This window comes from Ignavibacteriota bacterium, assembly GCA_016716225.1.
Classification (GTDB): domain Bacteria; phylum Bacteroidota; class Ignavibacteria; order Ignavibacteriales; family Melioribacteraceae.
In genome coordinates this window covers 1,642,783-1,668,090 of the sequence record JADJWT010000001.1, presented here as the reverse complement: position 1 = coordinate 1,668,090, position 25,308 = coordinate 1,642,783, and the positions used below count along the sequence as shown (strand labels likewise).

The window sequence follows — 25,308 nt, the reverse complement described above, 5'->3', positions numbered from 1 at the left end:
TTAAACCTCAAGTTTTCCAATAAATTCAATTTCAATATTTGCCGGCAATTCTGTAAAAGATAAAATTACAACATCCGGGAAAGATGAATTTATTAATCTAAATAAATACGGTCTAATTGTTGCCGATGTAATAAATATCGGCAGATAACCAAGTTTTCTAAATTTACCTACTAAATTATTTATTGAATTATTTAATGCATTTAACATATCCGGTGTTAATCCTAAAGTATGAGTTGCATCGCCTTGTTTAGATAAAGAATTTGTAATATATTCTTCCAAACCTTCTCCAATTGCCGCTGAATGAATAATATTGTGTTGATCTTTATATAAAGTTGCAATCGTATCACCAAGCGAATGTCTTACGTATTCTGTAAGTACTTCAATATTTTTTGTAACTTTTGAATAATCAATTAATGATTCTAAAATCTGAACTAAGTCTTTTATAGGTATTAATTCTTTCAATAAACTTTGCAATACTTTTTGAATTGTGCCGATTGGTAAAGATTCCGGATTTATATCTTCAATAACTGCCGGATATTCTTGCTTTAGATTTTCCAATAATTGTTTAACAGATTGACGTGTTAAAATTTTATCAAAATTTTTCTTAATTGTTTCTTGTAAATGTGTTGATAAAACAGAAACTGCATCAACAACTGTGTAGCCAACTAATTCAGCTTTATCCTTTTCTTGATCTGAAACCCAAAATCCATCAAGACCAAAAGCAGGATCTTTAGTTGGAATACCGCTTAATTTTTCTGTTATATTTCCGGAATTCATTGCTAAAAATCTATCAGAGTAAATTTCATAATGTGCAACAATATTTCCTTTAATTTTTATTATATATTCATTTGGCTTAAGTTGTAAATTATCTCTAACTCTAACCGGCGGCACCAATACGCCGTATTCAAGTGCAACAAATTTTCTTGTAGAAGAAATTTTTTGAAACAAATTTCCGCCTTGACTATCATCTACAAGTGCGATAAGTCCATAACCTATTTCAACTTCAACCGGATCAACTTGTAGATAGCCTTCAACTTTTTCTTCTTTTTCTTCTTTTGCTGTTTCAACTTCTTTACTTTCTGATAATTGTGCCGTTTTCTTATTTTTATTAACAAAAAATGTTGTGGTTGCTAATCCACCACCTAACATCAAAAACGGAATTGTGGGCATTCCGGGTATTAATGCAAATAGAATAATTGAACCAGCAACTGTTCCTAAAACTCTTGGGTTTGAAAGTAATTGTGCTTTCATTTGACTATCTAAAGATTTGCCTCCAGAATTTTTTGTTACAACCATTCCCGCAGCGGTAGCAATTAACAATGCCGGAACTTGAGAAACTAATCCATCACCAATTGTTAAAATTGTGTAAGTTTGTAAAGCGTCAACTACGTTTAATCCTTTTTGTAATACACCAATTAGAATTCCTCCCACAATATTTATAGCATTAATTATCAATCCTGCAATAGCATCGCCTTTTACAAATTTTGAGGCACCATCCATCGATCCGAAAAACTCAGCTTCGCGAGCAATGTCATTTCTTCTTGATCTTGCTTCTACTTCGGTAATAATTCCGCTATTCAAATCCGCATCAATAGCCATTTGTTTTCCGGGCATTGCATCCAAAGTAAATCTTGCTGCAACTTCCGAAATTCTTCCGGAACCCTTTACAATTACCATAAATTGAATAATTATTAAAATTAAGAATACTATAAATCCAACAATGTAACTTCCACCAACAACGAAATTTCCAAATGTTTCAATTACCTCACCAGCATATCCATCAATTAGAATTAATCTTGTTGAGCTAATATTTAATGAAAGTCTAAATATTGTTAAGACTAAAAGTAATCCGGGAAATGAAGAAATTTCCAGTGGTGTGTTTATATATAAAGATGCAATTAAAATTAAAATTGCAAATGAAATGTTTAATGCTAAGAAAAAGTCCAGTAGAAATGCCGGTAATGGAATTACCATTAATCCAAGAATAAAGATTATTCCAAATGCAAAAATAATATCGGTATTTTTTAAAATTTTACTCATACTATATTATGCTTTTTCTTTTTTTCTCATTTTTAAGTTTAAATATATAAGCTAAAATTTGAGCGACAGCTTTAAATAATGTTTCCGGAATTTCTTGACCAATTTCACATGCCTTGTAAAGTGCTCTTGCCAATTGAACATCTTCATGTAAAGGAATATTGTGCTGTTTAGCTATTTCTTTAATTTTTTGTGCTAATAAATCTTGACCTTTTGCAATTACTTTTGGAGCTGTACTTTTTCCAATATCATATTTTAGAGCAACAGCAAAGTGAGTTGGGTTAGTAATTACAACATCTGCTTTCGGAACGTCATCCAACATTCTTTTTCGTGCCATTTCAATTTGTTTACTTCTTATTTGAGATTTAATTTGTGGATCGCCTTCTGTTTGTTTGCGCTCTTCTTTTACTTCTTGCTTTGTCATCATCAAATCTTTTTTGTGTTTAAATTTTTGATAAGCAAAATCTGAAAAAGCTATAACTATATAAACAAGCGATACTCTCCATAAAAAATCAATTGAATTTTCTATTGTGTAATTAACTATTTCTTGTATTGTGAAATTTACTAATCCAATAGAATTTAGAATCATATCTTCCAAAAAGATATATGAGAAAATTCCTATTGCACTTAGTTTTACAATTGATTTTATTGTTTCAACTAAAGGTCTTGTTGTTAAAAAACTATTCTTAAATCCTTTAATGGGATCAAGTTTGGAGAATTTTGGTTCAAGTGCTTTAGGTGTAATTTTAAATCCCACTTGACCATAGCCGACTGCTAAAGAAACTAATATAATTCCAATAAAAACCGGGAACATAGAAAGAATAAAAAACAATGCACCTTTTATCATGTACATACTAAGAATATCTGCACTAATTTCAAGAGTATCTAGCGATGAAAAAATATAAACGCTTATATCCCATAATTTTCCGCCTAAATAATCTTTAGTTAAAAACAGAACAAATAATCCAGTAGTAAAAACCGCTAGTGAATTTAATTCTTGACTTTTAGGAGCTTGACCTTTTTCTCTGGTATCAAGCTGACGTTTACTAGTCGCTTGCTCGGTCTTTTCTTGTCCGTCTAATTCTGCCATCTCAGTTACCTATTGCTTTAACAATTTCAAATAGTTTTTCTTCATATTCATAAATTAAAGTTCTGAAAAGGTAAACATAGAGCGGCATTACCAAAGCAACTAAAAATAATCCTAAGCCAATTTTAAGAGGAAGTAAAACAAAAAACACTTGGAAAGACGGACTAACTCTTGCAATTATTGCACTTGCTAAATGAATTAAGAAAAATGCAACAAGAATTGGTGAAGAGATTTTTATTGATAAAATAAAAATACTCCCACTGTATTTAATAATTAAATCCAAAGCATTTTGAGTAATTTTAAACCCACCAAGTGGAATAACTTTGAATGAATAAGCCAAAGATTCAATTATAAATTGGTGGCCATTAATTAAAATAAAAACAATAACTGCTGCCATTGAAAGCAAAGTTGCTATAATATTTCCATCATCTCCGGTTACGGGATCAAACATTGAAGACATTGCCAAACCCATATCTCTTCCCACTAATAAACCAGCGAAAGAAATACCTTGGAATATAATGCTAATTACAAATGCCATTGTTATTCCAACCAACGCTTCTTTAATTGCAAAAATTATAACAAATATGAAATGATCATTTTCGGTAAAAGGATAAGTTTCAACACTAAAGAAAACAATATACGTTACAACCAATGCTAATGCTAATCTCAGCAATGTTGGTATTGAAGTATTGCTATATAACGGTGCAAAAGAAAACATAACCCCAATTCTAATAAATATCATTAATCCGGTTAGAAAATCTGCAATCAATATTCCCGTCATTTTACAACCGTTTCAATTAGACTAAAAATTTTGTGAGTGAATGAAACCATTTTATCTGTAATAAATGGCAAAGCAATTATTATAGTTACTGCAGTTATGATTAATTTCGGAACAAAAGTTAGTGTTGATTCTTGAATAGAAGTTGCAGCTTGAAAAATAGAAATTATAACTCCGACTATTAATCCAGAACCCAAAATTGGAATTAGAATTAATAAAACCGCAAAAAAAGCTTCGCTTAGAATTTCTATTACTAAATCTATTGACATTAATTTATCCCTCTTACTATTGATCCAATTATTAAACTCCAACCATCTACTAAAACAAAAAGTAATATTTTAAATGGCATTGAAATCATCATCGGCGGAAGCATCATCATACCCATTGACATTAAAATGCTTGATACAATCATATCAACCATTACAAAAGGAATGAAGAGAAAAAATCCAATAATAAATCCAGCGCGCAATTCACTTAATACAAAAGCTGGAATTAAAACATGTATCGGCAAATCTTTATGATTTTTTGGTTGCGGCATATCTGCAAGTTGAATAAAAAATTTTAATTCTTCCGGTCTTGTATTTCTTAACATAAAAGTACTAATTGGTTCAATCCCTTTATCATAAGCTTCTTGAATTGTAATCTTTTTATCAAGATAAGGTTGAAGTGCTTTTTCATTAAACTCATTCCAAGTTGGTGTCATTACAAAAAATGTTATAAACAATGCAACACCGGCTAAAAGCTGATTTGGCGGCATTTGCTGAGTTCCCAACGCTGTTTTAAGGAAATTAAAAACTATTATTATTCTTAAAAATGATGTTGTCATTATCAATATTGATGGAGCTAAAGATAAAATTGTAAGCAATAATAATAATTGTAACGTAACTGCTAAATCTTCCGGCTTATCTGATGAACCAACATTAATTCCAATATTAGGAATTGGAATTGTTTGTGAACTTTGCGCAATTAAGTACTTTTCAAAAGGGATAATTGAAATTACGAAAATTAATATGAGTAAATATTTTTTCATTTTATACCCATATTAGCTTTTAGCAGATTTAGAAAATTTTGTTTGGGTTTTGCAGAATTATCAATTGGTTCTTGAATAAAATTACTTTCATCAAATTTATCTAAAAGATTTACAGATTGTTCTGAAATTCCGAGCAAATAAATGTTGCTGTTAAATTCAATTACTGAAACAAATTTTTTAGGAAGTAGTGCTTGTGTTGATATGATTTTAACTTTTGCTGAATTATTTCCTTTTTTATCAAATGTATATAAATATTTTTTTACTAAAAATAAGAGTCCGTACATAATTCCTACCATAACAGCAAGAATTAAAAAAATTTGAATAATATCCCATGCTTTCACTATTTAACACCTTGCAGTCTTTCGTTTGCTTCTAATAGATTTGTAATTCTTATTCCAAAATGTTTATCAATTACAACAACTTCACCTTCTGCAATTTTTTTGTTATTCACGTAAACATCAACCGGTTCGCTTGCAAGTTTTTCTAATTCAATTACATATCCTCTTTCTAATTCCAAAATATCTTTAATTTCCATTTTGGTTCTTCCGAGTTCAATGTAAACATTTAGCTGAAGGTCTTTAAGAAATTCTAATTTATCATCTTCAAAGAATCCACGTTTTTTCGACTCATTAAATTTCGGGAAATCAGCAACGCTTGCATTTACAGATGATTCTGAATTTGCAGCTTCCAATGCAGCAAGCATTTGAGCTTCGGCTTCTTCTTCACTCATATCAACATGACCTTTGGATTCAACATTCATTGAAGATTTGTCTGAATTATTTTCTAAATTCTTTGCCATTTTAGTTTTTCCTTTTATCTACCTTTTTTGTAATCTTAACTGCTTTGTGATTGTTTACAACTCCGGAAATACCATAAAACATATGCTTTTTTTCAACACTAATTTTTATTTCATCGCCAACTTGATTATTCAATAAAATAACATCCCCAATTTTTAGTTTTAATAACTGACTGAATTTAATAGATGATTTTCCAAATTCTACTTCAAGATTTAATTCGGTTTTTTTCAGATGTTCAGTTAAAATATTCTGTGCTGTTGTTCCGGCATATTTTATTGGTCTAATAGAAGATAAATTTTGATTTGTAAGTTTTGATAAAATTGTGTCAAACGCATATGTTGCAAAACATAAATTCATCATATAACTTTGTTCGCCGATATGAACTTCAAAAGTTATTAAAAGCACACTTTCACTTTGTGATGTAATTTGAACAAAATCTATATCCGGCTCAAACTTATCAATCTTAAAAGTGTAATCACCAATTATCTGCCAAGCTTTTCCTAAATCATGAAGAATTTTGTTTATAACAACTTCCAAAACTTTTTGTTCAATTGGAGTAATTACTTGAGAGTTTTTTGAACCCTTTCCATTTCCGCCTAATAATCTATCTACTAAAGTAAGAGCAAATTCTGAACTAAATTCCAGAATTCCTTTTATATCTGTCTGGTTAATATCAAAAGTAAATAAGCAAGCGGGATTTGAAACTGACAAAACATATTCAGAATAATAGATTTGATCTACGGAAGTTACATTACAATTTACAATTGTTTGAAGTTTTGACATTAAAAATGAACTAAACATTTCTGCAAAGTTTTCATTTATATTATGAATTGTTCTAAGTTGATTTTTAGAAATACGATTCGGCAATCTAAAATCAAAAGGAATAACTTCTCTTTCTATTTTGAGATTTTCAAGTTCGGTTTTTGTTGAACCGGAATCTGCGCTATTTAACAGCGCATCAATTTCTTGTTGGGATAATACTTCTGCCATTTTAATTTAATACGTATTTACTGAAATAAACATTTTTAATTTTTGCCTTTGGCAGCAATTTATTTACTTGATTTGCAATTTCGATTTTTAAGGAATCTTTTAATTCAACTCTGCTTAAATCTGATAATGATTTCTGCGACATTGAATTTAGAATCATATCTTTTATCACAACTTCATTTTCTTTAAGCATTGTTGCTTTTTCTTCGTTCGAAACTCCAAATCCTACAGAAAGTAATAATAATCTTTGTCCGCTTGTTCCAGCCGGATTAATTATTAAATCTTCAATACTGAATATTTGATTTCCACTTTTACCATGTTCATCACCTTCTTCAGAATGTTCGGAATCTTCTGATTCTTCACCTTCCTCAGCTTCATCTGATTCCGCATGTTCAACATTTTCGCCTTCATGTTTTTCATTTGCAGCTGGAGCACTTTTCACTAAAAAATTTGCTGTAATAAAGTAAACCAAAACAAGTTGTACAATAAAAAGTGGGAGTCCAATTAGAATAACTTTAAAGTTGAAACCTTTTTTAGCTGGTTTTTCGCTTTTAGCTTCTTTTTTTTCTTCTTCGGCCATTCTTATCTCCAATTTTTATTTATAATTTCAATTGGTATGCCATTAGCAAAAATGAAGAAAAAATTAAGTTAAATAGAAAAAAGTGGGTTTTTTAATATTATGATTTATTGTAATTGTAGAATATTGACCATTTGATCAACTTTACTAAATTATAATATTAAGGGAAGAAATTTGGGGATCATTTTACTGGTCCCCATTTTTTGAATATATTATCTAACTAAATTTGTAATTTCTTGAAGTAAAGTATCCGATACAGTTATTACCCTTGAGTTCGCTTGGAAACCTCTTTGTGAAACAATCATTCTTGTAAATTCTTCCGAAAGATCTACGTTTGATTGCTCCAAAGCGCCGGATTGAATTGTTGTATTACTTGTTTCTCCGGGTTCACTGATATATGGCTCGCCGGCATTTGCAGATATTGTATACATATTTTCGCCAACAGATGTTAAAGCATTTCTATTCGGAAATGTTGAAACCAAAATTTGAGCTAATTTTCTTGATTGTCCGTTTGTAAATACACCTTCTATATAACCGTATTGATCAATACTGATATTTGCTAAAGAAGCTGCTGCAGAACCATTTTGTGAAGCAGCTGAAACCACAGAACTTCCGGAAATTTGTGTAATACCTTCAAAACCTTCACCAAGATTCAATTCAATATTTTCCTGCGATGCACCGCCAATTGGTGAAAAAGTTAACACCGGAGGATTTGGTGCAATTGAAGCAATCGATCCATCTGAATTAAATGAAATAGTTCCTTCGCCACCAGCTAATGTACCGCTTGCTGCTGGCATTTCAGTTACCCATTTCCAGTTGTTTGCATCAATCTTTGTAAATTTTAATTCCATCGTATGAGCATTTCCTAAAGAATCAAAAATAGAAACCGTACCGGCAACAATTGTAGGTTTTCTGTTGCTATCAACAACGGAACTTAAAGTTTTAGTTGCACCCTCTTCAACACCGGTTGGATTAAAAGAAAAATTTATTCCCAAATTTGTTTCAGTAATATCAAATGCCACTGGAGCCGCCCCATCAAAAGTTGTCATTGTTCCAGTAGCAGGATCAAATTCAACTTCAACTGTTACTGGTCCAACTGCCGGAGAAGTCGGATTTCCTTCGCTATCCAATAATTCATAAGTTAAATCATAAGTATTATCTGCTGTTTTAACATAACTTGTTGTAAAAGAATATTCATTACCAAAATCATCATAAACTACAGCTTCGCTTGCTTGTTCGGTTCCAACAGCAACATTATTCTGTAAATTTCCGGTTTGTACGAATTCTTCTGATCTTGTTAGTGATGAAGTACTGTCAAGATTTCCATCCCAAACTATATCAGTTGTAGGAACAGCAGGCAATCTTAAGTTTGAATCTATTACAATATTTTCTAAATTATTTCCGGGAGGAACTGTTCCGTCTTCCGTTGCAACTTTACCTTGTACAATTGCACCGTTTTGTGGATTTACTAATTGTCCGTCCGCATCAAATATAAATGCACCGGCTCTTGAGTAAAAAGTTTCACCATTTTTCTTAAGAACAAATAATCCATCGCCTTGTAAAGCTAAATCAGTTGTAATTCCGGTTCTTTCAAATGTACCTTGGTTCCAGTTTCTATCTACTGAATTTAGTTTCATTCCTAATCCAACTTGGAAAGTATTTGTACCACCGGCAGTATCTGTTGGGTTAGTTCCGTAACGAATAAATTGATTGAAAGTATCACTAAAAGTAACTCTACTGCCTTTATAACCAATTGAGTTTACGTTTGCAATGTTGTTTCCAATAACATCTAACATTGCTTGATGATTTCTGATACCGGAAACTCCGGCAAATAGGGAATTAATAAGAGACATTTTAACCTCCTAAGGTTTTTTTAAGTAAGATTCAACATCAGTCGGTCAGTTGAATCTGGGCGTCCTTTGAAGGTCCCGCCCGTTTATTTAGTTAATTAATTTTAAGCAAAAACTACACTGTCAATATTTGTAAAAATATTTTCAGTACTTTTTTCAACATTTAAAGCTGTAATTACTGTTTTGTTTGGAATATTTACAATGAACGCTTTATTGTTCATCATAACTAGTGAATCTTTTGCTCCTTTAGCTTCGGCTTTAATTACGGCATTCTGCAGCTTGTTAATATCTTCGTTGGATAATTCCAGTTCTCTTGATTCAATTCTTTTTGTTGCATGATTTGAGAATTTTAATTTCTCAAGTTCAGTTTTAAAGATTGAGTCAAAATTTGAACTTCCTTCTTTAATATTATTTGCTGGATGCTCTGGCTTAACTATTGGAACAAAAGGAACATTTATTCCATTAATCATGTTTGCCATTTTTCACCTTTATTTTGACTTATGTTCGTTTTGTAAAATTTCAAAAACATCTGATACTAAATACTCTAAGCCGTTTACCAATATTGATGTACCCGAACTTCCGAATCTAACTCCCTCAATTGTTCCAATTAAATATTGGGCAACTGTCATATCTTCACCATTTAGAGTTTTTGCTTTTAGTTCAAAAGTATATTCATCTTCTTGAACTATATCACCTTCATTATCGGTAAAATCCCAATCAAGTTTATAGATGCCTTCAGTTTTTTCCAAATCACTAAATTCTTTTACAACAACTCCGGATGAATTTTTAACAACAACTGTCAAATCACTTGCATTTGCCGGAAGTTCGTATCCAAAAGATGTACTTTCTTGGCCTTCATAAGCAATTGTATCTGCGGCAATTTTTGCATTTTTACCAATTAGTGTTGCGGTCATTGTATTATTAACAGATTGCGTTAATAAATAATTTGCATCAATACTATTATTTAAACTATCATTGATATTTTTTAATTGTTCCAAAGAACTGAATTGAGCAAGCTGTGCCGAGTAATCTGTTCCATCCATCGGTTCAAGCGGATCTTGATTTTTTAACTGAGCGATCATTAATTGCAGAAATGCATCTTTATCTAACGAGCTTTTACTTTCAGTTGCATACTCTGGTGTTGTTGCAATTGTTGTTGAAATTCCATCAATCATTTTTTAATTCTCCTATGCTATATATTCATAAGTATTGTAGCCTAAAGTTTTTGTTTTTCTATCTTCACTAAAATCAACAATTTCATTTTCAAACTGATTTTCGTTAGAATTGTTTTTCGTATTCGATCGCTTTTCACCTTTATGATTTTTCGGCTGACCGAGTGAAATATTTAATGAGTTTAATTGTATTCCGTTTTTGGATAATTCTTCTTGCAATTTTTCAACATTTCTTTCAACTAAATGTTTTGCTTGCTCGTTATCAACTTCAATTGATGCTTTCAAAACATTTTCAACAGTAGAAAGAGTTATTTTCATTTTACCAAGGCTTTCCGGTTTAATATCAAATGTTAAACTTCCCTTTTCTTGCGTTGAAATAAATTTACTGAGTTCTTTTATTATTTCAGTTGATTTAACAACCTTGTGAGCTTTAGATATTTCGTTTTCAATGTTTGATTTATTTGTTATTTCAAAATCTTTTTTCAACTCATCTTTAACTAATGAATCAAAATTAATTTCGTGATGCAGTTTTGCAGTTACCTTTTCGGCACTCAACGAATTTTGCTTGTTGCTATCAAATAAATTTTGTTTTGCATCTTCTTTGTTTAAATCTGTTTGTTCTTTTTCAACTTTAACAGATTTCTGCAAATTGTTATCTTCAAGCTTATTTGAAATAGCCTTAACATTACTTTTAACTTTTACAGATAATTTTCTGCTTTCTTCATTTTGTAAAATTTCTACATTTTTATTTTGAATATTTACTTTCAAATTTTCGTCAGTCGTATTTTCATTTTTTGTTAAAGTCTTTAAATTTTCTTTTATATCAGAATTATTGACTTTATTGAAATCATTTTTTTCTATTTTAGTTTTTTTTATTTCTTCATTTGTAATTATTTTTTCAGTATTCCCAATTTTAACTTCTTCATGTTTTTCTTTTCGTTCACTTTCAAATGTTTGAACATTTTTATTAATATTCTTTTCAGTAATATCTTTTTGTGTATTCTCAACTTTTACATTTTTTTCATTTACTTCAAAATTTTTATCGGTTTTTGAATTACTAATTTCTTTTTCATTATTTACTTTTATATCTGATTTTATTGATTCATCCGATGTTTTCAGTTCCTTATTAAAAATACTTTCTTGTTTAGTAAAATCACTTTTGGGAGTTTCAGAAAATTTGATTTCTGCATTTTGATTTTTATTTTCTTGCGGTAATGATTTACTATTTAGATTAATTTCCTTTAACTCTGCTTTATGGATTTCAGATTTTTGCTCAGTTTCAATTTTAAGAATATTTACAATTTTTGATGTTTTACTAAACTCAATATTTTCATTTATGTTAGATTTTTTTACATCAATTTCTGTGAAGTCTTTACTTTGATTCTCAGCAATTTTAACAGAATCAATATTGTTTTTTAATTGATTTGTATCGCTAATATTTTCTTTTGAAATAATTCTTTCATTGGTTTTAACAAATATATTTTCTTTCACTTTTTGAGATAAATCTAATTTTACTTCTGGTTTTGCTTCCTTTACTAAATTTGTTTCCGAATTTATTTTATTAGCATTTTTAGAAATTTCTGATTTATTTTCTGAAGTTTTTAATTCAGAATTTATGTTTTCTGATTTGAAACTTACTTTCTGGAGATTATTTTCATTTGCAACTTTTTCTAATTTCAAAATTGAATTTGGTTTATCTGTTGTAATTATTTTATCGCCTGAAATATTCTTATTACCATTTTTTAAATCAGTTTTTATTTGCTCACTAACGTTTTGATTAATTGGATTTATTAAAATATTTTTTGAATTATTTGCTTTAATATTTGCTTCGGAATTATTCAAAATATTTTTTAGCAATCTAAATTCAGATTTTTCTGATTTATAAATCTCACTAAAATTTATTTTCCTTAAATCGGGATCAATCCTATTATCTTTTATTTTTTCTTTCAAATTTAGTTCTTCAAAAAGTCCGTCTTGTTTTTTAACAATTGTAATTTTCGTAACACTAAATTCTTTATCACTAATATTTTTCGATGATTCAGCATTTTTAATAATTTCTGAATTAGGTTTAATTTCATTCAGAATATTTGATTTTTCAGATTCCAAATTTTTTGTTTTAATTTCACTTGGAATAAAACTTATTTTTTCAAGAGGTACGTTTACAGAAAAATTATTTTTGTTTGAAGCGACCAAGTTTGTATTAATTAGTTCAAGTTTAATATTATCTTTTTGATTGCCAATTAGCGGTTGAATATTTTGCTCAGTATTCTTAAATGTATAAACGGAAAGCGTAGGTTTAAAATTAGATTGTTCTTCTTCATTCAAGTTGATTGAATTATAATCAAGTGGAATTTTTATTGAAGATAAATTTTTATTTGTCGTATCTGCATTTTCTAAATTTTCCGAAGCTTTAAAAAGTGAAATTAATTTGGATTTTTCCGGAACAACCAAAGTTTGCACAATTACTTTTTCTGCAGATTGTTTTGTATCTGTTTCTTTTAACAATTCAATATTTACTGCAGATTTTAAATCCTCAAGATGAAGAAAGAGTCCGGTTTCTTTTGTTAAATTTTCATTTAGAGTTTCTTCCCCAACTAATTGGTTTATAAACTTCTCTAAATCTCCTTCAAGCGGTTCTTTGCTTATATAAGAAATTATATGATCTTTATTTAACACAATCTGATCACTTACAAGAAGTTCAGCAATTTCCGGTGGTAAAATATCAGCAAGATCAAGCTTTACTTTCTCACTGTCATTTTCACTCAATTCGGTAAACTTTATTTGAGTGCTTGCGTTTTCAATTCCGGCAACAATTGGTAATTGATTTTTTACAATTCCTTCCAAATCTGTTTCAAGCAATTTTTTTTGTTCTAAATCAGAATTCATTACAACTTTCACAATATCGGAAAAGAGATATTTATTGTTGGAAAGTTTTCCCGGTTTAGCAACCAGCATTTGGCTGTTTCCGGTTTCGCTGAAATATAAAGGATTAAATATCATTATTGTGCCCTTGTTAGTCTTTGTACAGTTTCATTTTCTAAATTAGAAAGTATTTCTGCTGCTTTTTTTTGCTTCATGGAATAAATAATATCGCGTGCTTCATCTTCAGGCATCGATTTAATATATTCCGCAGCTTTATTTGCTTCCATTGCTTCATAAAGTTTTATTGTCTTCTTCAACCAGTCTTGATATTTACCGCCACTTTTTTCATTCATTTTGTTTTTCAAATTTTCTATTTCTTTATCTTTCTCTGCTAATTTTTGTTCATATAAAATTTTTGTTGAATCAATCTCAGAATCTGAATTGTTATTACTATTTGACAAATGCTTTAGTGAATCTGAATTACTTAAATGCACACTATCACTAACCGCAAGACTATCGGCATGTAAAGTTGCTAAACTATCTTGAAGTGCTTTTTCAAAAGCGGCTTTGTCTCTAAAATCAAATTTGAACAAATCAACATATTTGTTATTAAAAGTATAAATTCCAATTGTTGTTCCAATAAATGCTGATATAAATAAGACCGAGTAAATAATTATATTTTTCACTTTATTACCTATTAAATTCCTTAACTGCAATTTCGTCTAATTCAATTTGCTCAATTTTTTCTTGAGCCTTAAAAAATTCTATTCTGTGTTTTTCTTCAAGCAATTCAAAAGTTTTTGTTTCTTTAGATTTTTTTATTAATTCTTTTAACTTTTTTTCTTTCTCAATATTTTTCTTCGTAAGTTCTTTCCGTAATAAATTTATCTGCCGATCTAAATAATTTTCGTGTTTTGTATAAAACTGAATATCTTTTATTCTGATTGTTAGATTTGAAAGTTTTTTAATTCGTGTCTCTTTCAATTCCAATTTTAAATTTTCTATTTCATTTTTTATTCTTTCTATTTCTAAATTGATAATAGAAAGTTCCTTCATTACTATTTTTTCAAATCTTTCTTTAATTGATTTTATTGTATCAAACTTATATTTGAATTTCGCCAATTATCATCCCAAAGGTTTTTCAATTAAATTGTTTAATCGATTTATTGAATCCGAATATATTGCTTCTTCATTTATACCTTGTTTAAGATAATTTCTTAACCCGCTTATTTTGTTAAGTGCATGGTCAATCTGCGGATTACTTCCCTTAACATAAGCTCCAATATTTATTAAATCTTCTGCTTCATTATATGCAGAGAGAATTTCATTAAATTCTTGTGATCGTTTTCTATGATCTTCCGGAACAATATCTGGCATAACTCTACTTATACTTTGCAGTGGATCGATTGCCGGGAACTGTCCCTTATTTGCTAATTTCCTTGTTAGAACAAAATGTCCATCCAGAATTGATCTAACGCTATCTGCAATTGGATCTGTCATATCATCGCCATCCACAAGAACAGTATAAAATCCAGTGATACTTCCCTTTGTAGATGTTCCGGCTCTTTCAAGTAATTTAGGTAAAACTGCAAATACAGAAGGTGTATATCCTTTAGTTGTTGGTGGTTCACCAATTGTAATTCCAACTTCTCTTTGAGCATGTGCAAAACGAGTTACGGAATCCATCATTAAAACAACATCTTTACCAAGGTCTCTAAAATATTCAGCAATTGTAGTTCCAATATATGCAGCTTTAATTCTCGCAAGCGATGGTTTATCACTTGTAGCAACAACAATAACTGATTTTTTTAATCCTTCTTCGCCTAAATCTTTTTCAATGAATTCTCGAACTTCTCTTCCTCTTTCACCAACTAACACAATTACGCTTACATCCGCTGTGGTATTTCGTGCAATCATTCCAAGCAAAACACTTTTGCCAACACCGCTACCAGCAAAGATTCCAACTCTTTGTCCTTTCCCTACAGTTAATAATCCATCAATTGCTCTAACACCGGTTTGAAGCGGTGAATCAATTCTTTTTCTTGTTAAAGGATTTGGCGGTTCTCTGTGAGTATTTTTAATAATTGTATAATTTATATCACCTTTATCATCAATTGGATTTCCAAAACCGTCAATTACTCTTCCTAATAACTGCGCTCCAACACCAATTGAAAAACTTTTTCCGGAAGAAACAATTTGGCAAGATGGTGCAATATTTTGAATATTACCAAGAGCAATTGATAAAACTTTACCATCTTTAAAACCAACAACTTCCGATTTACAAATTTCATAACCGGTTCTATCAATTACTGAACAAATTTCACCAAGTGAAACATTTGGTCCAACAGAAACTATTATAAATCCAATTACATCTGTTACTTTTCCATTAATTTTAATTGGATCAGTAACCTCAATTAAATGATTATAAGTTTCAACAATATCTTCAATCAGTTCATTCATTCGCTATTAGTTTTTGTGAGTTTATTTTCCAATGATTTAATAATTTCATTTATCTGACTTTCAATTCTTGCATCTAAATTTCCAATTTCTGTTTCAATTAGGCATCCACCTTTTGTAATACTTTCGCTTGGTTCAAATTTTATTTTTGAAATTCCAAAACTGCTCATTTTTTCTCTATTGGTTTTCTCAACTATTTTAAAATCTGACGGATTAAGTTTTATTGTAATTTCATTTGCACCATATACTTTGCTTAAATTTTGCTCAAGAATTTCTGTTATTATATTTTTTTGTTCAATCTCTCTTTTAATAATTCTTTCTGATATTTTTTGAGCAACATTTATAACTATTTTATGAAAATTATTTTCATACTGCTTTATTGTATCTTCAAATGTTTTTATAATTTTATAAAATTCTTCTGCTTGCTCAATTAATTCTTGATTATGTTTTTCACTTAATTTTTCTTCAGCATTTTGTTTCCCAACTTCAAAACCATTTTTATAAACATTCTCTAGTTCAATTTTATGCGCATTCTCAACTTTCTCTTTTTCCAATAATTCAGCATAATCATAAAATGCTTTATTCTCTTCATCCTTCTTCTGAATAATTGCTTTAAGATTTCTTGATTTAATGTTAAGTCTAATTTTGTCAGACATATACTTCTTCGGATCCGCCGCCTCTAAAACTAATTGTAACCTCTTCTTGTTCTTCTAATTTCTTAATTTGATCAACAATTCTTCCTTGTGCAGCTTCAACTTCTTTAAGTTTAACTGGTCCCATAAATTGCAATTCTTCTTTTAATAGATCAGCAGCTCTTTCAGACATATTTCCAAAAACTTTTTCTTGAACTCTTTCATCGGCAACCTTTAATGCTAAAGCCAGATCTTTTCTATCAACTTCTTTAAGAATTCTTTGAATATCTCTATCTTGCAAATGAATTATATCATCAAACAAGAACATCAATCTTTTAATTTCGAACGCAACATCTTCATCCTTGTTTTCAATAGCAGCAATAATTTCTTTATTCATTGTGATGTTTATTCTATTTAGAATATTTGCGACACTTTTGGTTCCGCCCAATTGCCCCATAGTTTGATTGATAGAAAATCCGGCAAGTTCATCCACAACTTTTTCAATTTGTGTTAAAGTTTGCGGAGAAATTTTTCCTAAAGTTGCTATTCTATAAATTACATCTGTTCTAATATCTTCCGGCAATTCTATTAATGCTTCTGCAGTTTGGTCCGGACTTAAATGTGATAAAATTAATGCAATTGTTTGCGGATGTTCTTTATTTAAAAAATTAACAAGCTGAGTTGAATCAGCTTTTTTTAGTACATCAAATCCATGAAGAGTTGTTAGGTTTTTTACTTTTTCAATAACTTCCATAGCTTTGGATAACCCGAAAGATTTTTCCAAAACTTGCTGTGCATAATCAATTCCACCTTCTAATACATATTCGCGAGCGGTTACTAAATCATGATAATCATCAATTACTTGCTCAACAATATGTGATGGAATATTTTTAACTTTTGATATTTCTGCTGATATTGATTCAACATCAGTCGGCTCTAAATACTTAAAAACTTGTGCGGCAGTTTCAACATTTAATGCAATTAGGAGCAAAGCTGATTTTTGAATTCCGTTTAAATCTTTTTTTGTAATTCCGGTTGTTTTTATTTGTTCACTAGTATTCATCTTCTTTCAACCATGAGTTTATTAATTTTGCTGCTTCTGCCGGATTTTTACTAACGTAATTAATTATTTTATCTTGTTTCATTTTCTTCATAACTGCTTCATCTGTAATTTCATCTTCAATATCACCCATTTCAAATAACGGCTTTTTAGCTTTTTTATTTTTCTTTAATGATAAACCAGGATCCCACATCGGTGGTTCAATTGCACCTGTTTCAAATGTACGCTCGGTAAAATTTCCACCTCCTGCGCCAACTGTACCAATCATAATTTTTTCTTCTTTTAGTTTTGTAAGCAGTGTTTTTAGAATGAACATTGCCCCAAGTATTCCGATTAAAAGAATTAAGTAATTCATATAATCGCCAACATTATCTAATGGCGATCCTCCAAAACCATCTTCGGATTCTAAATTATTTGTTTCAAACGGAATACTTACAATCGAAACCTCATCATTACGAGTCGGATCAATACCCACGGCTTGTCTCAACAATAATTCTAATTGCTGTAACTGCTCTTCTGATCTTGGTTCATTAACAATTGTTGTTTCCTCACCATTTTGAACTTCTGATTTCACTCCGTTTATAACTGCCGCAAGAGTTATTCTTTTAATGCTTCCAGTTCCTGCAATCATATGTTCAATTGTTTTGCTTAACTCGTAATTTGTTGTTGATGTTTCTGTAAATACTGCGTTAGAATCACTTAAACTTTTTCCGCTGCTTGTATTTCTTGAAGTTTGTTCACTTATTGCAACTTGAGATTCCGGATCGTATGTTTCTAAAGTTTTTTCTAATTGATTAAAATCCAATTCAACATTTACCTTAACATCAGAATTATCATAACCTAAAATTTTATCTAAAATTGTTTGAGCTTTTTTCGCAAGATATTTTTCAATACTACTTTTAATTTCATATTGTTTACCGCTGTTTATTGCAAGTTCGCTATCTTCCGGTTTTTTAGAAAGTAATCTTCCTTTGCCATCAATAATTGTTACGTTTCCAGCATCTAATCCTTCAACACTTGAAGCAACTAAATTTGTTATAGCCAAAATGCTGTTTTCTGGTAATGAATAATTTGATCTTAACTTTAAAACAACAGATGCAGTTGCTTCCTTTTGTTCATCCTTAAAAACTGCTTTCTCCGGTGTTACAATATGAACACGCGCATTTTCAATTCCTTCTTGTTGAATAATGGTGCGCGCAATTTCACCTTCGAGTGCTCTTTTAAAGTTTAGCTTCTGCATAAACTCTGACATACCAATTGTATTCTTATCAAAGATTTCATAACCAATCATCCCGGTTGAAGGAATTCCTTTTCCAGCAAGTGCCAATCTTACTTCGTAAATATCAGTTTTTGAAACACTTATTGTATTTCCATTATCTTCAAGTTTGTACTGAATTTTTTGAGATGATAGATAGCTTACAACTTCGGATGCTTCTTCCGGTGCAAGATTTGAATATAATGTTGTGTAGCTTGGTTCATTAAAAGCTACGAGAATAAAAATTAGCAGAACAATTGCAACAACTGCAATTCCGCCAAGCATTAAACGCTGTTGAATTGTTAACTTATTAAATATATTAACTAAAGCCGAGAATGAGTCTTTTGCTTTATCCACTTTTATTGCATCCTTGTTAATTCTTTATACATATCAACTGTTTTATTTCTAATCTGCATTAATAGATCTAAACTTGTTTTCGCTTTTTCGCCAGCAATCATTACTTCGTGAATTTCAACGTCTTTTCCCTCAATAAAATCAGTAGTAATTTGCTTACTGTCAAGTTGATCAACATTTACTCCCTTAATGAAATTGCTTAGTAATCCATCGAACTTTGAATTTGGATCTATATTTTTTGTTGAATTTTGTTGGGGAAATTTCGGTATGAAATTTCCTAACCCAATTGTTTTCATATTAACCTCTTTTATCAAAAAGTGAACCGACTAATACTGTTTTCTTATCGCCGTCTTTATTATAAAACTGGTAATCATTAATTGTGTTTTTTTCATTTGGATATAATTTCGTGAAATAGTTTTTTTCTTCTTTTGTTATATCATTAGTAATTTCATTTTTTTTGTTTTGAGCATTTGTAAGATTTTTTGTTGAAATATTATTAATAGGTTTGTAGTTACCTACTGAATTTGTAGAAATATTCATCTATATCTCCAATGAATCTTTTGCAATTTGTTTGGCCGAATTAAAAGCTGTTAAATTTGCTTCAAAACTTCTTGATGCAGAAATCATATCAACCATTTCTGTAACAACGCTAACATTTGGCATATTTACATAACCTTCTTCATTTGCATCAGGATGATCTGGCATATAAACTAATTCACCTTCGGAATTATCTGTTTCAACATTAATTTTTAAATTTAATTCCGGTTCAAAGCTTTCAACTCCTTTTGCTTGCAAATTATTTTTGTACATACTTTCAAGTGTAAACCCGGAATTTTTTAATGGCAGAGAATTTTTACGAGTTAGGTTTTCTTTATCTTGCTCAACCCTAATAAATTTGCGCTGATATGGAGTTCCTTTTTCAGTTTTTGTAGTGCTTGTATTTGCAATATTCTCTGTTATTAATTCCATTCTTTGTTTTTGTATACTCATTCCTTTGGAACTAATTTTAAACGATGAGAAGTTTGGTCTTATTTCCATTAACTACCTCCTCTAATAACTTTTTGCAAAGTTTGGTAATAGCTATTAATCTTTTTAGAGCCAAATTTGAACATTATTGAGTTTTGTGCTAATTCTGCCATTTCTTTATTAACATCAACATTGTTAATTCCGGAAAGATTTTCTGTATTTTCATCAAGTGTAATTTCAAAATCTTCATCTTTTAAATGCACGTTGGAAAGTGTTTTCATTCCTTGTTGAAGCATTTCTTTAAAAGCTACATCCCTTCTTTTGTAGCCAACAGTTTCTGAATTAGCTAAATTTTGACTAATTACTTTCTGCTTGATAGCACTATAATTAAGTAGATTTTCTAATATTTTATTTTCTGGGATTGGCATTTTAATCCACCTTTTTTAAGTGGATAACGCAAAACTAATGCCAGTAAAAAGTTGGTTTATTTAATAAATTTATTGTGGTGAACTTAAAAGATTGGCTAAAATTAGTCAGTTGAGAATTATTCTTCACTATAATCTAATAATACAGATTTGGTTTCTCCACATGAACAAACAAATTTTATTTCTTTGATATTGTCAAATTCATCTTTATTAAGGATAATTTTAATTCCTTCATGGCTTTCTTCTTCAACAGATATTTTACTTGTTCCAATAACTTCAACTTCTTCTGCAGAAATTAAATTTCCGGAAACAATTTCATTCCTATATGATATTTCTCTAAAAATAGATTCATTAAAATTATTCATAATTATACCGCTTGATTTAAAATTTTAGGAATTTCTTCTAACGGAGCAATAACATCAGCTAAACCGTTATCAACAATTGCTCTTGGCATTCCGTAAACAACGCAAGTCTGTTCATTTTGTGCGACACAAAAACCACCGGCGCTTTTTAATTTTTTAATTCCTTCCAATCCATCCTTTCCCATTCCGGTCATTATTACGCCAAGCATATTTTTACCGTAAATTTTTTGAACTGACTCAAGCATAACATCTACAGAAGGTTTGTGCAATACATTATCAGGCATTTGAGAAGTTTTAATTTTTATTGTTCCTTGTGATTCTTTTTCCAACATTAAATGAAATCCTCCGGGAGCAATGTAAACAACTCCATTTCTCACAACTTCATTATTTTCTGCTTCTTTTACTTCCAAATGACTTAATGCATTTAATCTTTCTGCTAATGATGCTGTAAATTTTGGAGGCATATGCTGAACAATAAATATTGGAATTTTTATTTTATCAGATAAGTAAGGAATTACTTTTTGTAATGATATTGGTCCGCCGGTTGATATACCGATTGCAAATGCTTTATAGTTCATTTTAGGTAAAGTAGTTAAATTACCATTTGATTTATTAGCTAAATTTTTTGTTATAACAGAAGAACTTATGTTGTTTAATCTATTTATAACATTTTTACTGCTGTATATTGCTTTTACTTTTCTAATTAAATCTTCTTTGATCCCGGTAATTGCAACACTTACAAAAGACATTGCTTTGGGAATAAAATCAACTGCGCCAAGTTCAAGTGCTTTTAAAGTTTCTTCAGCGCCTTCTGTAGTTAATGAACTTACCATCAAAACTGGGGTTGGACATTCTTTCATTATTCTTTTTAGTGCAGTCAATCCATCCATTCTTGGCATTTCGATATCTAAAGTAACAATATCGGGTCTTAATCTTTTTATTTTCTCTATTCCTTCTAAACCATCAGTAGCAGTATCGATAACACTTATTGATGGATCTGATTCTAATAATAAGCTAAGTGATTTTCTCATAAAAGCTGAATCATCAACAATAAGAATTCTAATTTTGTTTTTCATTTTAGTCTTTAAGCTTATTAATTATTTCGGCTATATCTGCAATCATTACAACTTTTCCATCCCCCATAATTGTAGAACCGGCAATTCCTTCAATATTACCTAAATATTTTCCAAGTGATTTTATAACAATTTCCTTTTGACCAATCAAACTGTCAACTTTTATTCCGTATCTTTTTTCTGCTAAACCAATTACAACAACAAATTGATAATCACTAACATGCTGCAAGGTATCCGAGTGATAAAGAATTTTATCAATATTGATAAGTGGTAAAACTCTTTCGCGTAGTTTTATACATTCAGTATGATTTATGCTATAGATTTCTTTCTTATTTACTTTTACAACTTCAACAACAGAGTTTAACGGAAGTACAATTGTTTCTCCAATTACTTTTACCAGTAAACCTTGAATAATTGCGAGAGTGAGCGGAAGTTTAATTAATATTCTAGTTCCTTTACCAACTTCAGATTCAATATCAATAATTCCTCTTAGGCGGGCAACGTTTGTTTTTACAACATCCATTCCAACACCTCTTCCAGATACATTCGTTACTTTTTCTGCAGTTGAAAATCCCGGGGCAAAAATTAAATTATAAATTTCTTGTTTTGAAATATCATTTGCTTTTTCTTTTGTAATCAATCCTTTTTGAATAGCTTTCTCAACAATTACTTTTGGATCAATTCCTTTTCCATCATCTTCTATAAGAATAATTATGTGATTTCCTTCATGCTCGGCAGAAAGTGTAATTGTACCTTTTTCTGGTTTTCCAATTTTTTTTCTTACTTCCGGAGTTTCAACTCCGTGATCTATTGAATTACGAATTATATGAACCAAGGGATCATTAATTTCTTCAATAAGAGTTTTATCTAATTCTGTTTTCTCTCCACTAATAATTAGATTAATTTCTTTCCCGGTTTCTTTACTTAAATCTCTAACCAATCTTGGAAAACGATTAAAAACTTTTTCAATTTTAATCATTCTTGTTTTCATTACGGCAAGCTGAAGTTCTGTTGTGAGCAAATCGATTTGTCGAGTTGTATCAGCAAGATTGCGAGAAATTTCCGTTCCTTCATATTTCATTGAAACATCGGAATTTAATTGGGAAAGTCTATTTCTTCCTAATACTAATTCAGATACTAAATTTAAAAGTTCATCTAATCGTTCAACATCAACTCTAATTGTTTGCTCAACGCCATTATTTGTTGTTTTTTTATCTTCACTTTGTTTTTTACTATTATCTGAAGAAACTATTGATTCACTTTCTTTATTTATTTCTTGAATTTCTTCATTTGAAGTAGCAACATCCAGCTCAACAAATTCTTCCAAATTATTTTCTTCATGATTTTTATTAACTTCAAAATCTTCAACGTTATCACTAGTAACTAGTTCAATAACTTTTTTCTTACTCTTAATTTTACTTTTATTCTTGTTATTACTTTTAATATTTTTTGCATTTTCTAAAAATGCTTTTTCAATTTCTTCGTCATTCATTTCCAAATTTATTACAGATGTTACTTTCGCATCATTTTTCTTTTTTGATTTTTTTTCAACTACATTTTTTGCAACAATTTGTTCATCAAAATTCTTACTATTTATTTTTTCAATAATGTTTTCAAGTTTTTTGATTTCTTTCGCTGTATCAAAATCTTCATTTTTATTTTCTTCAATTATAACAAGAAGTTCGCTTAAAGCATCATATCCGCTTAGTATTCCATCCATAATTGTTGAATTAAGTTTTACTTCACCTTTTCTCAGTTTGTTGAGAATATCTTCAAGTCTGTGTGTTAATTCTTGCATTTTAACAAGTCCAAGAAATCCCGAAGTTCCCTTTACTGTATGAAATGATCTAAAAATTTCATTTAGCAGATCTGTATCTTCCGGTGAACTTTCTAATTTCACCAAATCCAAATCTAATTTTTCAAGGGTTTCTTTAGTTTCAACAATGAAACTCTCAAATATTTCCGACATATCCGGATCTATTAGCAAAGAATAATCAGCCATTTTTTTTCTTTTATTTTTTATGAAAATAATTTGTCTATTTCTGCTTGTGACGCTTTTTCATTATTGATTATTGAATCAACCAAGTCTTGTTGATTTTCATTAGGATTATAAGTTGCCTTAGCATCAAAATGAACATTTGGTAATTTTTTGTGTTCCAAATTATCTTCTACACTAATTCCGGAAGAATCAACAGTTGAAAGCAGATTTCCTAATTTTTGTTGTACAGAAATTATCAAATGATTTACTGCTGCAAGTTGTTGAGCAGTTATGTCTTGAACTTGAAGCGACATAGTTATCTGATCAGTATTTGCCATTATATTTGTTACTTTATTTTTCATAAGTTCTAAAGTTAATCCAACATCAATTGCTTCCATAAGTTTTTTGAAAATCGCTTTAGCTTTTTCGTTCCCTTTAATTTCTTCGCAAAGTTCGGCTATATAATTTTCAACTTTTGTTCTGCGCAAAACCATTTCATCAATACATTCAGTAAGGTCATTTAACTGAAGTGTAATTTCATCAATTTTATCTAAAACTTCGGTCATTGCTAATTCTGTAGCATTTGTAACTTTATCTAATTGATTTGACGCTTCTGGTATTTTTGATCTAGAATCTTGAATTGAGCCGCTTACTTGTTCTATGAAAGGTATAAAGTCACTAATAAAAGCAACAAATCCTTCAATTACCGGAATCATTTTTTCGCCGAATTTAAATACGTTATCTACCTCGTGAAGCCGGCCAATTATATCATTTAAGTTTCTTACCGATTTGCTCATTATTAATTTCCTTTTAGTTAGATAATATTAAATCGATCTTATCTTTTAGAATCTGTGGTGTAAATGGCTTTACAACATAATTTGAAACTTTTGCTTGTAATGCTTGAACTATATCTTCCTTAACACCTCGAGTAGTTACCATCAAGATTGGCAATGTTTGTGTTTTGGAATTTGCGCGAATTGCTTTTGTTAGTTCAAGTCCAGACATTACGGGCATGTTCCAATCGGTTATTACAAAATTTATTTCAGCATCTGTTTCAAGCTTATCCAAAGCATCTCTGCCGTGTTCAGCTTCTGCATAATAATTATATCCAATAGATTTTAGGGTGTTAACAACAATTCTGCGCATTGTAACGGAATCATCAACAACCAAAAATTTTGTATCCATTTTGTACTCTTTATTTAGTTAATATATTTTGCCACTTCGTATTGAATTCTTTTTGGATCAAACGGTTTCACCATGTATGAGTTTGCTCCGGTTTCCAATCCTCTCTTAATTTCTTCACTTCCTTTTAAAGATGAGAGAATTATTATAGGAATATTTTTATTTGCATCATTTTCTCTTATTGCTTTTATTAATTCAAATCCGTCCATATTAGGCATGTTTAAGTCTGTTATAATTAAATCAATGCTTGCTGTTGGGAGCAATTCTATTGCTTCCATTCCATCGCAAGCGGCAAGAACTTCAAAGCCTTGTGCTTTTAACGAGAACGAAACAAACTTTCTAATTGTTGGAGAATCATCAGCTATTAGTATAATCTTTTTCATTTGA

Annotated in this window: 29 protein-coding genes; all 29 read right to left on the bottom strand. The window is 29.9% G+C overall.

Annotation, left to right across the window (positions count from 1 at the left end):
- Nucleotides 1–2,040, bottom strand: a complete 2,040-nt coding sequence (gene flhA, locus IPM32_07105; protein ID MBK8945029.1) for a flagellar biosynthesis protein FlhA — start codon at nucleotides 2,038–2,040, stop codon at nucleotides 1–3.
- A gap of 1 nt (nucleotide 2,041) precedes the next feature.
- Nucleotides 2,042–3,127 (bottom strand): flagellar biosynthesis protein FlhB, encoded by a 1,086-nt coding sequence (flhB, locus tag IPM32_07100; GenBank protein ID MBK8945028.1) that lies wholly within the window; start codon nucleotides 3,125–3,127, stop codon nucleotides 2,042–2,044.
- A 1-nt stretch (nucleotide 3,128) separates the two neighbouring features.
- Entirely contained in the window at nucleotides 3,129–3,905 is a 777-nt protein-coding gene (gene fliR, locus IPM32_07095) for a flagellar biosynthetic protein FliR (protein ID MBK8945027.1), read from the bottom strand.
- A complete protein-coding gene (gene fliQ, locus IPM32_07090; protein ID MBK8945026.1) occupies nucleotides 3,902–4,171 on the bottom strand; it encodes a flagellar biosynthesis protein FliQ in 270 nt (89 codons plus the stop codon). The genes fliR and fliQ overlap by 4 nt, the downstream gene beginning before the upstream one ends.
- Complete coding sequence (fliP, locus tag IPM32_07085; GenBank protein ID MBK8945025.1) at nucleotides 4,171–4,932, bottom strand: flagellar type III secretion system pore protein FliP; 762 nt, start codon at nucleotides 4,930–4,932, stop codon at nucleotides 4,171–4,173. The genes fliQ and fliP overlap by 1 nt, the downstream gene beginning before the upstream one ends.
- The gene (locus IPM32_07080) at nucleotides 4,929–5,273 is read right to left on the bottom strand and encodes a flagellar biosynthetic protein FliO (protein ID MBK8945024.1); all 345 of its coding nucleotides are present in this window, start codon (nucleotides 5,271–5,273) and stop codon (nucleotides 4,929–4,931) included. Before IPM32_07080 ends, fliP begins: the two co-directional genes overlap by 4 nt.
- Nucleotides 5,273–5,635: a flagellar motor switch protein FliN gene (gene fliN, locus IPM32_07075; GenBank protein MBK8945023.1), complete on the bottom strand. Its 363-nt coding sequence runs from the start codon at nucleotides 5,633–5,635 to the stop codon at nucleotides 5,273–5,275. Before fliN ends, IPM32_07080 begins: the two co-directional genes overlap by 1 nt.
- A 97-nt stretch (nucleotides 5,636–5,732) precedes the next feature.
- The gene (gene fliM / locus IPM32_07070) at nucleotides 5,733–6,719 is read right to left on the bottom strand and encodes a flagellar motor switch protein FliM (GenBank protein ID MBK8945022.1); all 987 of its coding nucleotides are present in this window, start codon (nucleotides 6,717–6,719) and stop codon (nucleotides 5,733–5,735) included.
- A gap of 1 nt (nucleotide 6,720) precedes the next feature.
- On the bottom strand, nucleotides 6,721–7,296 hold the full coding sequence (locus IPM32_07065) for a flagellar basal body-associated FliL family protein (protein MBK8945021.1): 576 nt from the start codon (nucleotides 7,294–7,296) through the stop codon (nucleotides 6,721–6,723).
- A gap of 209 nt (nucleotides 7,297–7,505) precedes the next feature.
- A complete protein-coding gene (locus IPM32_07060; protein ID MBK8945020.1) occupies nucleotides 7,506–9,146 on the bottom strand; it encodes a flagellar hook-basal body complex protein in 1,641 nt (546 codons plus the stop codon).
- Between the two features lie 101 nt (nucleotides 9,147–9,247).
- On the bottom strand, nucleotides 9,248–9,622 hold the full coding sequence (locus IPM32_07055; protein MBK8945019.1) for a flagellar protein: 375 nt from the start codon (nucleotides 9,620–9,622) through the stop codon (nucleotides 9,248–9,250).
- 9 nt (nucleotides 9,623–9,631) lie between these two features.
- Nucleotides 9,632–10,318: a flagellar hook capping protein gene (locus IPM32_07050; protein ID MBK8945018.1), complete on the bottom strand. Its 687-nt coding sequence runs from the start codon at nucleotides 10,316–10,318 to the stop codon at nucleotides 9,632–9,634.
- A 12-nt stretch (nucleotides 10,319–10,330) separates the two neighbouring features.
- On the bottom strand, nucleotides 10,331–13,315 hold the full coding sequence (locus IPM32_07045) for a flagellar hook-length control protein FliK (GenBank protein ID MBK8945017.1): 2,985 nt from the start codon (nucleotides 13,313–13,315) through the stop codon (nucleotides 10,331–10,333).
- Entirely contained in the window at nucleotides 13,315–13,863 is a 549-nt protein-coding gene (locus tag IPM32_07040) for a hypothetical protein (GenBank protein ID MBK8945016.1), read from the bottom strand. Before IPM32_07040 ends, IPM32_07045 begins: the two co-directional genes overlap by 1 nt.
- Nucleotides 13,864–13,867: 4 nt before the next feature.
- A complete protein-coding gene (locus tag IPM32_07035; protein MBK8945015.1) occupies nucleotides 13,868–14,299 on the bottom strand; it encodes a flagellar FliJ family protein in 432 nt (143 codons plus the stop codon).
- A gap of 3 nt (nucleotides 14,300–14,302) precedes the next feature.
- Nucleotides 14,303–15,637 carry a flagellar protein export ATPase FliI gene (gene fliI / locus IPM32_07030; protein MBK8945014.1) on the bottom strand — a complete coding sequence of 445 codons (1,335 nt, stop codon included), beginning with the start codon at nucleotides 15,635–15,637 and terminating at the stop codon, nucleotides 14,303–14,305.
- The gene (locus IPM32_07025; GenBank protein ID MBK8945013.1) at nucleotides 15,634–16,290 is read right to left on the bottom strand and encodes a hypothetical protein; all 657 of its coding nucleotides are present in this window, start codon (nucleotides 16,288–16,290) and stop codon (nucleotides 15,634–15,636) included. The genes fliI and IPM32_07025 overlap by 4 nt, the downstream gene beginning before the upstream one ends.
- Nucleotides 16,283–17,329 (bottom strand): flagellar motor switch protein FliG, encoded by a 1,047-nt coding sequence (fliG, locus tag IPM32_07020; GenBank protein MBK8945012.1) that lies wholly within the window; start codon nucleotides 17,327–17,329, stop codon nucleotides 16,283–16,285. The genes IPM32_07025 and fliG overlap by 8 nt, the downstream gene beginning before the upstream one ends.
- Nucleotides 17,319–18,938 carry a flagellar M-ring protein FliF gene (gene fliF / locus IPM32_07015; GenBank protein MBK8945011.1) on the bottom strand — a complete coding sequence of 540 codons (1,620 nt, stop codon included), beginning with the start codon at nucleotides 18,936–18,938 and terminating at the stop codon, nucleotides 17,319–17,321. The genes fliG and fliF overlap by 11 nt, the downstream gene beginning before the upstream one ends.
- 2 nt (nucleotides 18,939–18,940) lie before the next feature.
- Nucleotides 18,941–19,231, bottom strand: coding sequence for a flagellar hook-basal body complex protein FliE (fliE, locus tag IPM32_07010; protein ID MBK8945010.1), 291 nt, complete (start codon nucleotides 19,229–19,231; stop codon nucleotides 18,941–18,943).
- 1 nt (nucleotide 19,232) lies between these two features.
- On the bottom strand, nucleotides 19,233–19,475 hold the full coding sequence (locus IPM32_07005; protein ID MBK8945009.1) for a hypothetical protein: 243 nt from the start codon (nucleotides 19,473–19,475) through the stop codon (nucleotides 19,233–19,235).
- Nucleotides 19,476–19,973: a flagellar basal body rod protein FlgC gene (flgC, locus tag IPM32_07000; protein ID MBK8945008.1), complete on the bottom strand. Its 498-nt coding sequence runs from the start codon at nucleotides 19,971–19,973 to the stop codon at nucleotides 19,476–19,478. It abuts the gene before it with no gap.
- Entirely contained in the window at nucleotides 19,973–20,329 is a 357-nt protein-coding gene (flgB, locus tag IPM32_06995) for a flagellar basal body rod protein FlgB (GenBank protein MBK8945007.1), read from the bottom strand. Before flgB ends, flgC begins: the two co-directional genes overlap by 1 nt.
- 116 nt (nucleotides 20,330–20,445) lie before the next feature.
- Complete coding sequence (locus IPM32_06990) at nucleotides 20,446–20,691, bottom strand: hypothetical protein (GenBank protein MBK8945006.1); 246 nt, start codon at nucleotides 20,689–20,691, stop codon at nucleotides 20,446–20,448.
- Between the two features lie 2 nt (nucleotides 20,692–20,693).
- Nucleotides 20,694–21,764 carry a chemotaxis response regulator protein-glutamate methylesterase gene (locus IPM32_06985; GenBank protein ID MBK8945005.1) on the bottom strand — a complete coding sequence of 357 codons (1,071 nt, stop codon included), beginning with the start codon at nucleotides 21,762–21,764 and terminating at the stop codon, nucleotides 20,694–20,696.
- Between the two features lies 1 nt (nucleotide 21,765).
- Complete coding sequence (locus IPM32_06980) at nucleotides 21,766–23,763, bottom strand: chemotaxis protein CheA (GenBank protein ID MBK8945004.1); 1,998 nt, start codon at nucleotides 23,761–23,763, stop codon at nucleotides 21,766–21,768.
- A 17-nt stretch (nucleotides 23,764–23,780) separates the two neighbouring features.
- Complete coding sequence (locus tag IPM32_06975) at nucleotides 23,781–24,536, bottom strand: protein phosphatase CheZ (GenBank protein MBK8945003.1); 756 nt, start codon at nucleotides 24,534–24,536, stop codon at nucleotides 23,781–23,783.
- A 13-nt stretch (nucleotides 24,537–24,549) separates the two neighbouring features.
- On the bottom strand, nucleotides 24,550–24,924 hold the full coding sequence (locus tag IPM32_06970) for a response regulator (protein ID MBK8945002.1): 375 nt from the start codon (nucleotides 24,922–24,924) through the stop codon (nucleotides 24,550–24,552).
- Nucleotides 24,925–24,938: 14 nt separating this feature from the next.
- Nucleotides 24,939–25,304: a response regulator gene (locus IPM32_06965; GenBank protein ID MBK8945001.1), complete on the bottom strand. Its 366-nt coding sequence runs from the start codon at nucleotides 25,302–25,304 to the stop codon at nucleotides 24,939–24,941.
- Nucleotides 25,305–25,308 lie beyond the last annotated feature (4 nt).

Excerpts from the sequence above, each read along its gene's own strand:
- flhA (MBK8945029.1), bottom strand. The coding sequence starts at position 2,040 with ATGAGTAAAATTTTAAAAAATACCGATATTATTTTTGCATTTGGAATA.
- flhB (MBK8945028.1), bottom strand. The coding sequence starts at position 3,127 with ATGGCAGAATTAGACGGACAAGAAAAGACCGAGCAAGCGACTAGTAAA.
- fliR (MBK8945027.1), bottom strand. The coding sequence starts at position 3,905 with ATGACGGGAATATTGATTGCAGATTTTCTAACCGGATTAATGATATTT.
- fliQ (MBK8945026.1), bottom strand. The coding sequence starts at position 4,171 with ATGTCAATAGATTTAGTAATAGAAATTCTAAGCGAAGCTTTTTTTGCG.
- fliP (MBK8945025.1), bottom strand. The coding sequence starts at position 4,932 with ATGAAAAAATATTTACTCATATTAATTTTCGTAATTTCAATTATCCCT.
- fliN (MBK8945023.1), bottom strand. The coding sequence starts at position 5,635 with ATGCTTGCTGCATTGGAAGCTGCAAATTCAGAATCATCTGTAAATGCA.
- fliM (MBK8945022.1), bottom strand. The coding sequence starts at position 6,719 with ATGGCAGAAGTATTATCCCAACAAGAAATTGATGCGCTGTTAAATAGC.
- IPM32_07065 (MBK8945021.1), bottom strand. The coding sequence starts at position 7,296 with ATGGCCGAAGAAGAAAAAAAAGAAGCTAAAAGCGAAAAACCAGCTAAA.
- IPM32_07060 (MBK8945020.1), bottom strand. The coding sequence starts at position 9,146 with ATGTCTCTTATTAATTCCCTATTTGCCGGAGTTTCCGGTATCAGAAAT.
- IPM32_07055 (MBK8945019.1), bottom strand. The coding sequence starts at position 9,622 with ATGGCAAACATGATTAATGGAATAAATGTTCCTTTTGTTCCAATAGTT.
- IPM32_07050 (MBK8945018.1), bottom strand. The coding sequence starts at position 10,318 with ATGATTGATGGAATTTCAACAACAATTGCAACAACACCAGAGTATGCA.
- IPM32_07045 (MBK8945017.1), bottom strand. The coding sequence starts at position 13,315 with ATGATATTTAATCCTTTATATTTCAGCGAAACCGGAAACAGCCAAATG.
- fliI (MBK8945014.1), bottom strand. The coding sequence starts at position 15,637 with ATGAATGAACTGATTGAAGATATTGTTGAAACTTATAATCATTTAATT.
- IPM32_07025 (MBK8945013.1), bottom strand. The coding sequence starts at position 16,290 with ATGTCTGACAAAATTAGACTTAACATTAAATCAAGAAATCTTAAAGCA.
- fliG (MBK8945012.1), bottom strand. The coding sequence starts at position 17,329 with ATGAATACTAGTGAACAAATAAAAACAACCGGAATTACAAAAAAAGAT.
- fliE (MBK8945010.1), bottom strand. The coding sequence starts at position 19,231 with ATGAAAACAATTGGGTTAGGAAATTTCATACCGAAATTTCCCCAACAA.
- IPM32_07005 (MBK8945009.1), bottom strand. The coding sequence starts at position 19,475 with ATGAATATTTCTACAAATTCAGTAGGTAACTACAAACCTATTAATAAT.
- flgC (MBK8945008.1), bottom strand. The coding sequence starts at position 19,973 with ATGGAAATAAGACCAAACTTCTCATCGTTTAAAATTAGTTCCAAAGGA.
- flgB (MBK8945007.1), bottom strand. The coding sequence starts at position 20,329 with ATGCCAATCCCAGAAAATAAAATATTAGAAAATCTACTTAATTATAGT.
- IPM32_06990 (MBK8945006.1), bottom strand. The coding sequence starts at position 20,691 with ATGAATAATTTTAATGAATCTATTTTTAGAGAAATATCATATAGGAAT.
- IPM32_06985 (MBK8945005.1), bottom strand. The coding sequence starts at position 21,764 with ATGAAAAACAAAATTAGAATTCTTATTGTTGATGATTCAGCTTTTATG.
- IPM32_06980 (MBK8945004.1), bottom strand. The coding sequence starts at position 23,763 with ATGGCTGATTATTCTTTGCTAATAGATCCGGATATGTCGGAAATATTT.
- IPM32_06975 (MBK8945003.1), bottom strand. The coding sequence starts at position 24,536 with ATGAGCAAATCGGTAAGAAACTTAAATGATATAATTGGCCGGCTTCAC.
- IPM32_06970 (MBK8945002.1), bottom strand. The coding sequence starts at position 24,924 with ATGGATACAAAATTTTTGGTTGTTGATGATTCCGTTACAATGCGCAGA.
- IPM32_06965 (MBK8945001.1), bottom strand. The coding sequence starts at position 25,304 with ATGAAAAAGATTATACTAATAGCTGATGATTCTCCAACAATTAGAAAG.